The organism is Nocardia vermiculata NBRC 100427, from assembly GCF_001613265.1.
Taxonomy (GTDB): domain Bacteria; phylum Actinomycetota; class Actinomycetes; order Mycobacteriales; family Mycobacteriaceae; genus Nocardia; species Nocardia vermiculata.
Genome location: NZ_BDCA01000040.1, coordinates 1 through 13,693, shown reverse-complemented (window position 1 = coordinate 13,693; position 13,693 = coordinate 1). Strand labels below are relative to the sequence as shown.

Sequence of the window (13,693 nt, the reverse complement as noted above, 5' to 3'; positions counted from 1 at the left end):
CGGATTCAGCCTTCCGCGAGTACCGACGGGGCCGTCGGCAGCGATCGAAGAATGTTGCGTCGCTGCAGAATCGGGGTAACGAACCGACCGGCATTGAGGCTGCGCACGATCGCGGCGGCCGCGAGCTGAACCGGCGTCGTCAACCGGCTGTCGAAGGACATGCGATTGAGCGGACCGCACACCGATATCGCGGTCGTTGCCTCGCCGACCTCGCCGACCGGTGCCGCGATACAGCCGAAACCGCTGGGCGCGCCATTGCGTTCGGTGGCGTACCCGAGTCGGCGGACCGGTTCGCCGCCGGGCTCGTCGTGACCGCGGTAGGCCAGTAGTGCCTTACCCAGCGCTGTCCGGTCCGCGGGCATGCGGCCCCCGACCCGGGTGGGGACCTGAGCGGCCAGCCGGCCACCGATCTTGTCCAGATACACCACGTCGTCACCGTCGAGAACCGCCAGGTGCACCACCATGCCGGTGGCGCGGTAGAGGTGATGCAGATGTTCGGCTGCCGCGGCGTGCACGCGATCCTGGTGCACCGCAAGCGAACCCAGCTCGACCAAGCGGAGGCCGAGTCGGTAGTAGCGGCCCTGTCGTTGGAGCCACCGCAGGTATACGAGCCGGTCGAGCATGCGGTGTGCCGAGGAGCGGGGGAGCCCGGTGCGGGCCACGATGTCGGTCAGACCGAGGCTTTCGTGTCCGTTGAAGGCGTCCAGGACCAGGGTCAGTCGGTCGAGGGTGTTGCTGGGCAGATTCGCGTCGTCCGCCTGCATCTCCTGAATCACGGTCATACTTGCTCCTCGTTGGCGGACATCGACGTTCTGACGTCGCTATTTCTTTTAGAAAATAGTGCCACACCGCGGCGCTCTTGTGAAGCGGGTCACGTACCGGTCCGCGAGTGTGTGCCGGTGGGCTTCGCGAGCGATGTTCCCGGTGAACGGGAAACGCCCGGAGCGTGCGGCCCGTCGGTCCGCACATAATCGCCGCTGACATCAGATGTGATGCACATCATTCGAGGAGTCGGGTGTGCCGAGTACCACTCGGTGTGACTCCTTTTCGCCAGAAGGAGATTCCGGATTATGAAACGTGGCGGACGTGCTTGCCATCGGCGAGCCCTTGCCGGATTCAGCGCACTTGTCCTGCTGGGCGCGCTGGGAGCGACGGCGTGCAGCAGTGACAACGGATCGAACAACGACGCGGTCGCGGGAGCGGCGACGACCGTGTTGCCCGATGATCCCGCCACCGATGCGCCGGTGAAGGTCGGCTTCATCTCGACCGAGGGCGGCGCGGTGGTCTCGCTCCCTGAGATGCGCGAGGGTGCGCAGGCCGCGGTCGAGTACCTGAACAAGAACGGGGGTGGGCTCGCCGGGCACTCGGTCGACCTGGTGGTCTGCAAGCAGCAGGAGGAGCCGACCTCGGCAACCAAGTGCGCCAACGAATTGGTGGAGCAGAAGGTGGCTGCGGTGTTGTCACCCGGCACCTCGCAGGGTGCGGTCATCGTGCCGATCGTCGCCGGCGCGGGGATTCCGTACATCACCCTCAACGGGGTGTCGCAAGTCGAGCTGACCTCGCCCGAATCGGCGTCGCTGTCGGCTGGGTTGCCGGGCACCGTCACCGCGATGGCCCAGGCCGCGAAGAAGGAGAACATGAAGTCCTTCACGCTGTTCGCCAGTGACGGCGGCGGGATCGGGGCGATGATCAACGCGATGGGCGCGCCCATCTTCCAGGCGGCCGGGGTCGAGTTGAAGGTGGTGCCGATCGCGCTCGGGGTGCCCGATCCCACGCCCCTGGTGACTTCGGGCCTGTCGAGCAAGCCCGACGGAGTCAGCGTGATCGCCGACGCCGCCACCTGTACCTCGGTGTACAAGGCGATTCAGACCACGGATCCCGAAGTCCGGAAGGTCTACATCCCGACCTGCCTCGATCCGGCGGTCACCGCCATCATCGGCATGGACGCGGTGCAGGGCAGTATCGGCATCACCGCGACCGACTACCTGTCCGATCGCCCGGATTCGGTGCTCTACCGCTCGGTGCTGCAACAGTACGCACCGAAGGCGAATGTGACCGGGGCGGCATCCTCGGGCTACCAGATCGTGATGGCGCTGGCCGGCGCCACCGCGAATATGCAGGGACAGGCCGATCCGGCCGGGATCGCCCAGGCGTTGAAGACCGCGAAGAACGTGGAGATGCCGGCCGGTGGTGGCGTGCGGTTCACCTGTGACGGCACCGCGGTGCCGCAGATGTCCTCGATCTGCTCGCGTCAGATGTTGATCGGCACGATCAACGACCAGGGTGTGCCGGTGGATCTGCAAGTGACCGGCTAGGTCCAGGGTAACAACGGGATTCGGCCAGAGGGATCGCTATGACTGACCATCTTTCCTACCTCGTGCTCGGCCTCGGCAACGGGGCCGTGTACGCGGCGATCGGGCTCGCGCTCGTCATGACGTTCAAAAGTTCCGGCGTCGTGAACTTCGCGACCGGTACCGTCGCGCTGTACACGGCCTATACCTACGCCTTGCTCCGCAAAGGCGAGTTGCTGGTGCCGATACCGGGACTGCCCGAGACGATCCATCTCGGCGGACCGCTCGGTGTCGGCCCGGCCATGGCGATCTCTCTGGTCTGCGCCGCCGTCCTCGGCGTGCTCTGCTATGTGCTGGTATTCCGGCCGATGCGCAGCGCGTCGGTGGTGGCGAAAGCCGTGGCCTCGATCGGCGTGATGATCGTGATCCAGGCGCTGATCGCCCAGCGCGTCGGCACCGGACTGGTCTCGGTCCAGCCGATCTTCGCGCTGGAGACGTTCCATATCGGCGACCGCATCGTGCCTGCCGACCGGATCTGGCTCGCCGTCTCGATCATCGCCATCGCGATCGTGGCCACCGTCGTATTCCGCTGCACCCGTTTCGGTGTCGCCACCGAGGCAGCCGCGGAGTCGGAGAAGGGGGCGTATCTGACGGGTCTGTCCCCGGATCGTCTGGCGTTCAGCAACTGGGCACTGTCGTCGGTGGTCGCGGGTCTCGGCGGCATTCTGATCGCACCGCTGGTGGCGCTGAATCCGGTGGCCTATTCGATGTTCATCGTGCCTGCGCTCGCGGCCACTCTGGTCGGCAATTTCGGTTCGATCTGGCTGACGGTGCTGGCCGGGATCGTGATCGGCGCCCTGCAGGCCGAGGCTACCAACCTGCAGGGCCGCTACGACTGGATGCCGGATGCCGGTACTGCCGAGGCGATTTCGTTGCTGTTGATCCTGGGCTTCCTGGTGGTGCGGGGACGTCCGCTGCCCGATCGCGGCAGTGTGGTGCGCAAGGCGCTCGGCCGGGCGCCGCGACCGGACCACATCGCGATTCCCGCGGTCCTCGCCCTGGCGGTGGCGGTGGTGGCCCTGATCGCGACATCCGGCAGCTATCGTGCGGCCGTCGTCAGCAGTGTCATCTTCGGTGTACTCGCGCTGTCGCAGGTGGTGGTCACCGGCTACGCCGGTCAGATTTCCCTGGCTCAGCTCACCCTCGCGGGAGTGTCGGCGTACGCGTTGAGCGTGCTGAATCAGCATCTGGGCGTGCCGTTTCCGTTCGCGCCGATCCTGGCGGCACTGTTCGCGACCGTGGTCGGCGTCGTCGTCGGATTGCCGGCACTGCGGGTGCGCGGGCTGCCACTCACCGTGGTGACCCTGGCGCTGGCAGTGTTCGTGGAGGCATTCTGGTTCCGCAACCCGGGCCTCAACGGCGGCGTGGCGGGCGCCCCGATCGATACCCCGCGCCTGTTCGGGATCGATCTCGGAATCGGTGCGGGACACGCGTATCCGCGGATCGCGTTCGGTCTGCTGTGTCTGTTCGTACTCACCGTGGTCGGTCTCGGTGTCGCCGGGCTGCGCCGTAGCAGCCTCGGCACCGACATGCTCGCGGTGCGGGCCAACGAGCGCTCCGCGGCCGCCGCGGGAATCGATGTGCCGCGGACCAAATTGATCACCTTCGCGATCGGTGCCTTCATCGCCGGTCTGTCGGGAGCGCTGCTCGGATATCAGCAGACACTCGCGACACCGGAACCGTTCGCGGTATTCGCGGGCATCGGGCTGTTCGCCATCATGTACGTCGCCGGCGTCACCTCGATCACCGGCGCGATTCTGGCCGGTGTCATGGCCCCCGGCGGGGTGATCTACCTACTGGTCGATCGCTTCCTGCACCTCGGCGACTATTACGCGGTGCTCAGCGGGATCCTGCTCGTCGTCACGGTGATGACCAACCCCGACGGCATCGCGTCCCGTATACCCCGGGTGCCGTGGCCGGCGCTGCGGCGTACGGCGCCCGCGGCTGCCGAAGCCGGGGCGACCCACGTGCCGGCCGATGCAGCCACGGCCGCGACGGCATCGCAGCGCGCACCCGGCGTCGCCGTGCTGTCGGTCCGGGGCGTCAGCGTGACCTACGGTGCGGTAGCCGCGGTCTCGGACGTGACCTTCGATATTTTTCCCGGGGAGATCGTCGGGCTCATCGGACCCAACGGCGCCGGAAAAACCAGCGTCATCGACGCGATCACCGGCTTCGCCGCCGCGACCGGGGCGATCACACTGGACGGCGCGGCGATCGCCGGTGCGCCACCGCACACGCGCAGCCGAGCGGGTCTCGGACGCAGCTTTCAGGACGTGGAACTCTACGACGACCTCTCCGTCGCCGAGAACGTCCGAGTCGGAGCCGCTCGGTCGAAGTCGACACTGCCGGTGTCGCAGCGCGTGTCGCGAGTGCTGGCAGTGCTCGGGCTGAGCGATATGGCCGAGGTCACGGCAGCGTCGCTCTCACAGGGACAGCGTCAACTGGTTTCGGTGGCCCGGGTGGTCGCAGCCGCACCCGTGGTGGCGTTGCTCGACGAACCCGCGGCCGGTCTGGACAACAACGAAAGCCGATGGCTCGGAGACAAACTCCGTTCGGTGCGCGACGACGGCACCGCAATTCTGCTGGTCGACCACGATATGGAGTTGGTGCTCAACGTCTGCGACCGGGTGATCGTGCTCGATCTCGGACAGGTCATCGCCACTGGAACGCCCGAATCGATCAGGGCCGATCCGGAGGTACTGCGCGCCTATCTCGGCGTCTCCGCCGATACCGACCCCGACACATCCCGCGCCGGCGCGCACACCGGCGCCCTCACCATCCCGGAGGCATAGCCGTGACCACTGTGCTGGAATGCCGCGAGCTCAGCGCCGGCTACTTCGAGCGGCGACCGTGCGTGCGCGGCGTCGATATGACCTTGCGAGCCGGTGAGATCACCTGCCTGCTCGGGCCGAACGGTGCGGGCAAGACCACGTTGCTGTCGGCTCTGGCCGGATTGCTGCCCCGCTCGGGCGGTACGGTCCGCGTCGACGGACACGATCTCCCCGGGGGCCGCCCGCGTGCCGCGGTGCGCGCGGGAATGGTTCTGGTGCCCGATGACCGCGCCTTGTTCCGGCAACTGAGCACCAGGCAGAATCTGCAGCTCGCGATCACCGACCGGCGGCGCCGGCGCGGTGGGGTGGCGCAGGTGCTCGAATACTTTCCGGCTCTGGAAAAGCGGCTGTCGGTCGAGGCCGGCCGACTCTCGGGCGGCGAGCAGCAGATGCTGGCCATCGGCCGTGCGATCCTGCAGCGGCCTACAGTGTTGCTCATCGACGAGTTGAGTATGGGACTGGCGCCTGTCGTCGTCGGTGAAATCCTCGATGTCCTACGCCGTCTCGCGACCGATGGGATGTCGGTGCTGCTGGTGGAGCAACACGTGCATCTGGCGCTCGGCGTTGCCGACAACGCCACGATTCTGGTGCACGGGACAGTGGCCGACTCCGCGACCGCTGCTGCGTTGCGGGATGATCCGCGCCGCGTCGAGATCGCCTATCTCGGTGCGGTCGTGGACGGTCCGGTACCGGAATCCGTGGATTCGACGCATGGCCACTCATAGACCCTCCCATTGAATGGGAGGGTAGCGACCAGGCCCTATTACGCAAACCTATCGTCTCGACATGCCGCGAACGTGTGACCCAGTTCACCACTGGGAATCGAGCTCCGGGGCCTGGTCGGAGCACCGCCCCCGGGGTCGGTGCCGGTCGTGGCGTACACGTGCCGGGCTGTGAACAAGCCACGGCCGTCACCATTTACGTCCTTATCACTGTTGCTGGAGGGCCCGCATCATGACCAATCCCGTCGACACCGTGGCCGCCGCCGTCGCTGCGGCCGCAGCCCCGACCCACGAGGCCCGAAAGATCTCGACCGGATACTCCTGGCCGGAGTGCCCGCGGTGGCACGAGGGCACCTTCTGGTTCTCGGATATGTACACCGGAACCCTGAAGACGCTCGACGCGGACGGCAACGCCACCGTTGTCGTCGATGCCACCGCACGCGCCGCGGATACCGACGTCCCGATCGTGCTGGGCGGGTTCGGCTGGCTTCCGGACGGTCGCCTGATCGTGGTGTCCATGCACGAGCAGTTGGTGCTGGTCCACAGCGGAGGTGGCCCCGGTGATCTGTCGGTGTACGCCGATATCTCCGAACACTGCCTGGCGGCGGCCAACGATATGGTGGTCGACGCGGACGGCCGCGCCTACATCACTCAGCTCGGGTTCGATCTGTTCAGCGGTGCCGAACCCGTACCGTCCCCGCTGATCGTGGTGGAACCCGGCGGGGCCGTGAGTACGCCGGAAAAGGTCGGACCGCTGTTGTGTGGCAACGGCATTGCGATCAGCGCCGACGGAACCCGGGTCTACGTCGCCGAGGTGATGGCCTTCAAGATCACTGTGATCGACCGGGCATCCGACGGCACACTGTCCTTTCCGCGCGAGTTCGCCACCTGTCCGTTCATGCCGGACGGAATCGGCCTGGATGCCGAAGGCGGCGTCTGGGCGGCCATGCCCGGCGGCGGATACGTCGCGCGATTCACCGAGCAGGGCCTGACCGACGCGGTGCCGTTGCCGCTGGAGAACGGTGTCGCCTCGGCCTGCCTGCTCGGCGGCCCCGACCGCAGCACCCTCTACCTGACTGCCGGTTACGAGGTCTTCGACTTCGAGAAGTCCGCTCGCGAAGCGCTCGGCGGCATCTGGGTCGCGGACGTGCCGCAGCGCGGCGGCGACACCCGTCCCTGACCGCCGGCGAACCCTCCGACCTCTAGGAAAAGACAATGGCAACACTGGATTACAGTGATCGAATCATCGTGGTGACCGGCGCCGGTCGCGGAATCGGACGGGCACATGCGCTGTTGCTCGCCGCCCGCGGCGCCGCTGTCGTGGTCGGCGATCTCGGTGCGAATATCGACGGCTCCGGCGTCGACGGTGACGATCCGGCCACCCAGGTGGTCGGCGAGATCACCGCAGCCGGCGGCAAGGCGGTGGCGTGTACGGCGGATGTGTCGACCGAGGACGGCGCCCGTGCCTTGGTCGAGGCGGCGATCTCGACCTTCGGAGGACTGACCGGCGTGGTGAACAATGCCGGCATCGTGCGCACCGCGCCGTTCTCCGAGGTGCCCGACGAGGAGTATCAGCGTCATCTCGACGTCCACTATTTCGGCGCGCTGCGGGTGTGCCGGGCCGCGTGGCCGCATCTGCTGCAGGCCGAGTCCCCACGCATCGTGAACACGATTTCGCAAGCGATGCTGGGGAATCCGGGCATGGCGCACTACGGCGGATCCAAGGGGGCGGTCTTCGGGCTGACCCGCAACCTCGCCCTGGAGGGGATGGCGAGGGGGATCGCGGTGAACGCGATCGCACCCGGTGCGGGGACCCGCATGGCCGAAGCCGCGGCGGACACTCTGTCGCCGGAGGTGATGGAGTACATGCGCACCGCCCTGCTGCCCGAACACGTCGCTCCGGTCGTGGCGTATCTGCTGCACCCCAGCTGCACCGTCACCGGTGAGGTGTTCAACGTCGCCGGTGGGATCGTGAACCGTCTCGCACTGGTGAACACCGTCGGTATCCACGATCCGGAGCTGACCGTCGAGAGCGTCGCCGAACGGTTCGACCAGATCATGGCGATCACCCCCGATGCCGTCCCGCAGGTCGTCGCTCCGGCGCAACTGCCGGTGTCCTGATCCACCTTCGACAGCCCGACTGGAGCCCGAGTTCATGAGTACATCCGAAACGGTCGTGCCGACCGACTATCCGTTCGCACCGGTGCCGCCGGCCGACGCGATCGCCCGCTACCGTGCGATCGCCGCCGAACGTCCCATGACGAAGATGACCATGCCCTTCGGCGGTGACGTCTGGGTCATCCACCGCAACGCGGCTGCCCGGCAGATGCTGAGCGACCGGCGTTTCGTACGCGAACCGTTCCGCACCGGCGAACGGGTAGTGCCCTACTTCGTGGAGTTTCCCGACTTCCTGCGCACCACATTGCAATTCGAGGATCCGCCGCACCACACCAAGCTGCGCAAGCTGGTGCAGCGCTCGATCTCGCCCAAACGAGTGAAGGCGATGCGGGATTCGGCGGTGGAATTCGCCGACCACCTCATCGACGCGATGGTCAGCAAGGGCGCGCCGACGAATCTGGTGCAGGACTACGCGGTGGCGCTGCCGATCCAGATGCTGGCCAATCTGCTCGGAGTGCCGCCGGAGGACCGGCCCAAGTTCCAGAAGTGGAGTTCGGCGACGCTCGCTGTGGCGAATATGCCCGAAGACGAGGTCGTCGCCAACATGACCGAACTGGTCGTGTACATGATGGCGTTGATCGAGGAACGACGGAAGAACCCACGCGAGGACCTGCTCAGCGATCTGGCCAATGCCCGGGACAAGGATGACACCCTGACCGACGGCGAGATCCTGCCGATCGCGATGGTGTTGATCATCGGCGGATTCGACAACACGGCCAACTTCATGTGCGCCGGCGTCCTGTCACTGCTACGAAATCCCGGCCAGCTCGAAGTGTTCCTGCGGGATCCCGACGGAACGGCCCCGGCGGCGGTCGAGGAGATCCTGCGTCACGGCCGGATGGCGTTGGGGGGCGACGTTGCCGGTGGTGGCGGGCTGGTGCCCTATGTGGCCACCGAGGATGTGGAACTCGACGGTCAACTGGTCGCGCGGGGCGAGGCGGTCATGGTGGACCCGGCGGCGGTGGCCCACGACGGTGTCGCGGTCGAGCACGACGACGTGTTCGACATCAGCCGCAGCAACAACCCGCATCTGACATTGAGTTACGGCCTGCATCACTGCCTGGGAGCGCCGTTGGCGCGGATGGAGATGCAGGTCGGTCTGGCCGAGCTGTTCAAGCGACTGCCCGGATTGACGCTCGACGGTGAGGTGGTCGTCGACCAGGACAACCTCACCCAGCCGATCGTCGATCTACCGGTGACCTGGTAGGAGCGTGCCGATGCCGAAAGTGTTCTACACCCAGCCCGACGGCCAGGTGCGAGTCGTCGACGGCGCCGTGGGTGACTCGGTGATGTCGACCGCGGTCCGCAACGGGGTGAATGGCATCGTCGGGCAATGCGGCGGAACCCTGTCGTGCGCGACCTGCCACGTGTATCTCGACCCCGGTGAATTGGAGTACTTCGCCGAACCGTCCGAGGACGAGGACGAGATGCTGGACTGCACGGCCTCCGATCGCGAGGAGAACTCGCGGCTGTCGTGCCAGCTCACGTTGTCCGACGGTGTAGATCTGCACGTGACCATTCCCGACGAGCAGGTCTGAGGATGACCGAATCGCAGCAGCGTGCCGATGTGCCGGCGCCACCGCAGAGTATTGCGGTGGTCGGTGCCTCGCACGCCGGGGTGCAGCTGGCCGATCGCCTGCGCGCCGGGGGCTACACGGGTGAACTCACGTTGATCTCGGGCGAGCCGCAGCTGCCGTATCAGCGCCCGCCGCTGTCGAAGGCCTGGCTGAAGGGCGAGGTCACGGGCGATTCGGTGCTGTTGCGCGAGCCGGACTATTACCGCGATCAGAAGATCGAACTGCTCACCGGCGCCCGGGTGGCGAAGCTGGACCGCACCGCGGCCGGGGTGCGGGTGCGATACACCCACGACGGCGAAGAGGTGTCGCGGCAGTTCGACCGGTTGGTGCTCGCCACCGGCGCGCGTCCGCGGCGATTGCCGCTGCCCGGCGCCGACCATCCCGATGTGCTGATGCTGCGCGATCTCGACGACGCTCGTTCGCTCGCCGCGCGGATAGCGGCCGGGCCCGTCGCTGTCATCGGCGGCGGCTTCGTCGGCCTCGAGGTCGCAGCGACCGCGCGGGCACTGGGAGCCGAGGTGACTGTGATCGAGGCGGGAGAGCGGCTGCTGGCACGGGCGGTGGGCGCCGACACCGCCGCGGCCCTGCTTGCCGCGCACCGGACGATGGCGACCGACGTCGTGCTGGGAGTGCTGCCGGTATCCATCATCCAGCGCGACAACAGGCTTCACGCGGTGCAGCTCGCCGACGGCCGCGAGATCCCGGCCGCGACCGTCCTGATCGGCGTCGGGGCGCAGGCCCGCACCGAACTCGCCGAGCAGCTAGGACTGGACTGCGACGGCGGCATCGTGGTGGACCGGAACTGCCTGGCCTCGGACGGGTGGACCCTCGCCATCGGCGACTGCACCACCCACGTATCGGAGTCCGGTACTCGCTACCGGCTCGAATCGGTGGACAACGCGGTCGAACAGGCCAATGCCGCCGCCGCGACGCTGCTGGGTGACCCGTGCCCGCAGCGGCCCGCCCCATGGTTCTGGTCGGATCAGGGCGATCAGAAGTTGCAGATCGCCGGCCTCATCGATGGGCATACATCGATGCTGGTTCGCACCGATCCGCAGCGTCCGAATCGGCGGGTAGCGCTGCACTTCATCGACGATGCGCTGGTTGGCGCGGAATGCCTCAACTCCCCAGCGGAGTTCGTGGCATTGCGGTCGGCGCTGAGCCGCGGGCATCGGCCTGGACCGAAGGACCTGGCGGACACGGCCGTTCCGCTCAAAAAGCTTCTGGCTCCCATCCGGAGCTGAGGAAAGATCGCGATTGTTCGGAAATGTATTATGGCAAAGCTGATCTCGAGCCACGGCCGAGTGACGTCGCGGTTGCGCCACATCCGCATCGAAGCCGGTGCGTTGACGCTCGACTACCAGGCGAGCGCTGAGCAGGCACGCGACGTGGCGTGCGCGCTGACGCAACTGTCGTCGGATCTCATGGTCACCGTCGATGACGACGTGTGCTGTGATCTGCCGCGTTTGCCGTGCGCTGGATTGTGGTCCTGAGCGCCGTTTTGCCACTCGTCGGGAAGGCCGCCATCCGCCCGTAGCTCGGCGCCGGACGCGTCGAAACATCCCATCGCCGAGTAGTCCTCGGCGATGGGATATCTCCTGAACGCGGTCACACGGGCTGACCCAGCTTCGCCTCGGCAGCACCGTCACGGTCGCCGCTACTCACCAGCGGGCAGCGCGTGCCAGTGCCGGTGAAGATACTGGCCGCGCACAGGTTGCAATAGATGCACAGCGGACTTCTTCGACGACTCCACTCGGATCCGATTGATCAGATCCGGCTCCCGCAGCAGAGCCCGAGCCATCGCCACGAATTCGAACCCGTCGCGGATCGCGGTATCCATGCCCTCCAGGTCGGTGATTCCGCTGAGTAGCACCAGCGACATGTCCAACTCGTCGCGGAGCTGACGTGCGTAGTCACGGAAGTATACGGGCTCGTACGGGTAGTGCTCGAACACGAAGCGGTCGAACATCGTCATGCGCAATTTCACCAGACCGCTTTGGGTCTCGGCCATTTCGCGGATCGGCACATCGTCGCGGAATAGATGCATCGGGATGAGTAGCGAGGACCCGCCGGTCAGCTCCAGCGCGTCGACATGGCCGTCACTCTCCACCATCTGCGCGAAGACCAGGGACTTGTCGGCCCACAGGCCTCCGGGAACGCCGTCGGCGATGTTCATTTTCGCCAGCACCGCGATCTGTCCGTACGCTGCCTCGCGTACCGCCTGCAGAATCCGGCGGGCGAACTCGGCACGACGGTGGAGCGGTCCGCCCCAGGAGTCCTGGCGGCGGTCGATCTTCGGGCTGAGGAACGAGCCGACGAAACAGTTGTGGCCGAGATGGACCTCCACCGCGTCGAATCCCACCTCGATCGCGTACCGGGTCGCGCGGGCTTGACTGTCGATGATTCGCCGGATATCCGCTTCTGTCGCGGCGCTATCCAGGACGAATTCGGCCGCGTCGATGGGGCCGACGAGGGCAGACCGGTGGAGCGTGAGTTGGCGACCGGACTCGCGCACGTGACCGTTTTCGTTCACCAGCTTTCCGGACTTGTTCCGCGGATGGTGTGTGTCATTCGGCACCGATGCGCGGACCGCCAGGCCAGTACGCCATGAGTTCGGTGGGGGTGTGGGGCGCCCGATAGATGCCGTGGAGGACTTGATCCGCTGGCGCGCCGGGGGTTTCGGCGAGGCGAATGAACCAATCTATTCCGGCGGAATACGACCACATGTACGACCGCAACAGGGGGTTGGCGCCACGGTCGGTGAGCAAGTCGGCGATCTGGGAATCAGTCCAGTAGGGCACGCTGCGGCGAGCACGTTCGGCCAGGTCGAGAATGGGTTCTCCGGCTGCCAGCGCGAGGTGTAGTCGGCCGCGCACGAGCTGGTGATAATGATCCAATCGCACTCGGGTAGTGAGGTTTTCGTCATCAGGAGCCACAAATAGTGGCATCGCCTGAGCGAGGCCTTCGAACAGGACTTGGTTCGGTGAGTGGACCGAGCACAGGCGGATCCACGGCACGTCTTCATCGGCGCAGCGTGCGGAAATGCTTGCGAATTGCAACGCATGGCCGAGGACTTCGTGCAGTGCGAATTGGCGGGCTACCACGTGGGTGAAGCGGGCGTTTCGACGGTTGATTCGTAGTCGGGGTTTCTGGCCAGCGCCGTCGAGCCAGTAGCTCCAGTAGGCGTCGACATCGACGGATTCGATGGTGAGGTCGTAGTCCGCGGTGGATCCCGTTGCGGCGCGGACGCTCGGTTCGAGGTCCGCTGCTGCTTCGCGGATCGCGTCTGCGCTCGACGAGACGTCGAGCGGGCCTTCGGCTTCCATCAAGTCGGTCAGGGTCTTGGGGCCCCAGTCGATGCCGAGTGCGGCGAGGCCGTGTTGTGCTCGCTCGAGGTGTTGCTGGAGGTATTCGTCCGACCAGCCTCTGGGCTCGCATCCCTGCGTGCGGCGAATGTATCTGTCGAGGGAGTCATGTTCACCGAGCAATGCGGCGCAGTAGGCGATGTCTGCGTCGATTCTGGTCACAAGGGCGCGGTCGCCGGCCGCCGTGGCGTCGGCTTGGAGTTCCGACAGCCGTTGCAGGGCTTCGAGTCTGTTCTCGACTGCGGGGACGTCCGAGGTTGTGGGTGAGCAGTCGTAGTCGATGACAGGGTGCGCGCCGCGTTCGATCTCGTAGCGGTTCCAGCCTCGTAGGACGTGCTCGGCGGCGTCACGCAGTTGCCTGGTCACGATCGATCTCCCAACGTAGCGTCACCGATTCGTTCGGTCGCAGATAGTCTCTGGTCAGCGTGACCACGATGTCATCGCCGTCGTAGTCCCACAGTAGGTCCTCGGTCGCGCTGTTGATCAGTCCGTTCGGCTGCACTTGTTCGCCGGTACAGGTGACGAGCCGGTGTAGGCCTGCCTGGCGCATCACGATCGTGAAGTGGCGGGTGTAGCGGAGGATGTCTTGCCGCCAGTAGAGGGCGTCGATGAATTTGCCGCCTGTGCACGTGTAGCTGATTACTCCGGTTTCTGAGGTTCACCCCGGGT

The 13,693-nt window shown here is 66.3% G+C and carries 13 protein-coding genes; 9 read left to right on the top strand and 4 right to left on the bottom strand.

Annotated features, from left to right (window positions below):
• Window positions 1-5 precede the first annotated feature (5 nt).
• Window positions 6-782 (bottom strand): IclR family transcriptional regulator, encoded by a 777-nt coding sequence (locus tag NV2_RS27965; protein WP_067881010.1) that lies wholly within the window; start codon window positions 780-782, stop codon window positions 6-8.
• A 288-nt stretch (window positions 783-1,070) separates the two neighbouring features.
• On the opposite strand from NV2_RS27965, the gene NV2_RS27960 reads away from it, so the two are divergent.
• From NV2_RS27960 to NV2_RS27920, 9 genes are all read left to right on the top strand, one after another.
• Window positions 1,071-2,315, top strand: a complete 1,245-nt coding sequence (locus NV2_RS27960; protein WP_067881007.1) for an ABC transporter substrate-binding protein — start codon at window positions 1,071-1,073, stop codon at window positions 2,313-2,315.
• A gap of 38 nt (window positions 2,316-2,353) precedes the next feature.
• Complete coding sequence (locus NV2_RS27955; protein WP_067881004.1) at window positions 2,354-5,143, top strand: ABC transporter permease subunit; 2,790 nt, start codon at window positions 2,354-2,356, stop codon at window positions 5,141-5,143.
• A 2-nt stretch (window positions 5,144-5,145) separates the two neighbouring features.
• Window positions 5,146-5,907 carry an ABC transporter ATP-binding protein gene (locus NV2_RS27950; RefSeq protein ID WP_067881002.1) on the top strand — a complete coding sequence of 254 codons (762 nt, stop codon included), beginning with the start codon at window positions 5,146-5,148 and terminating at the stop codon, window positions 5,905-5,907.
• Window positions 5,908-6,136: 229 nt separating this feature from the next.
• Entirely contained in the window at window positions 6,137-7,084 is a 948-nt protein-coding gene (locus NV2_RS27945) for an SMP-30/gluconolactonase/LRE family protein (RefSeq protein WP_067880999.1), read from the top strand.
• 35 nt (window positions 7,085-7,119) lie between these two features.
• On the top strand, window positions 7,120-8,025 hold the full coding sequence (locus NV2_RS27940; protein ID WP_067880997.1) for an SDR family NAD(P)-dependent oxidoreductase: 906 nt from the start codon (window positions 7,120-7,122) through the stop codon (window positions 8,023-8,025).
• A gap of 34 nt (window positions 8,026-8,059) precedes the next feature.
• Complete coding sequence (locus tag NV2_RS27935) at window positions 8,060-9,289, top strand: cytochrome P450 (RefSeq protein WP_067880994.1); 1,230 nt, start codon at window positions 8,060-8,062, stop codon at window positions 9,287-9,289.
• Between the two features lie 10 nt (window positions 9,290-9,299).
• Window positions 9,300-9,620, top strand: coding sequence for a 2Fe-2S iron-sulfur cluster-binding protein (locus NV2_RS27930; RefSeq protein WP_067880990.1), 321 nt, complete (start codon window positions 9,300-9,302; stop codon window positions 9,618-9,620).
• Window positions 9,621-9,622: 2 nt separating this feature from the next.
• Window positions 9,623-10,903 carry an NAD(P)/FAD-dependent oxidoreductase gene (locus NV2_RS27925; RefSeq protein WP_067880987.1) on the top strand — a complete coding sequence of 427 codons (1,281 nt, stop codon included), beginning with the start codon at window positions 9,623-9,625 and terminating at the stop codon, window positions 10,901-10,903.
• A 30-nt stretch (window positions 10,904-10,933) separates the two neighbouring features.
• Complete coding sequence (locus NV2_RS27920) at window positions 10,934-11,152, top strand: hypothetical protein (protein WP_067880984.1); 219 nt, start codon at window positions 10,934-10,936, stop codon at window positions 11,150-11,152.
• A gap of 164 nt (window positions 11,153-11,316) precedes the next feature.
• Here the strand turns inward: NV2_RS27920 and NV2_RS27915 are convergent, their stop codons facing one another.
• The 3 genes from NV2_RS27915 to NV2_RS27905 are packed head-to-tail and all read right to left on the bottom strand — an operon-like array spanning window position 11,317 to window position 13,526.
• Window positions 11,317-12,192 (bottom strand): oxidoreductase, encoded by an 876-nt coding sequence (locus NV2_RS27915; RefSeq protein ID WP_245662810.1) that lies wholly within the window; start codon window positions 12,190-12,192, stop codon window positions 11,317-11,319.
• A gap of 34 nt (window positions 12,193-12,226) precedes the next feature.
• Window positions 12,227-13,390 (bottom strand): hypothetical protein, encoded by a 1,164-nt coding sequence (locus NV2_RS27910; protein WP_067880981.1) that lies wholly within the window; start codon window positions 13,388-13,390, stop codon window positions 12,227-12,229.
• Complete coding sequence (locus NV2_RS27905) at window positions 13,371-13,526, bottom strand: hypothetical protein (RefSeq protein ID WP_157103129.1); 156 nt, start codon at window positions 13,524-13,526, stop codon at window positions 13,371-13,373. The genes NV2_RS27910 and NV2_RS27905 overlap by 20 nt, the downstream gene beginning before the upstream one ends.
• Window positions 13,527-13,693 lie beyond the last annotated feature (167 nt).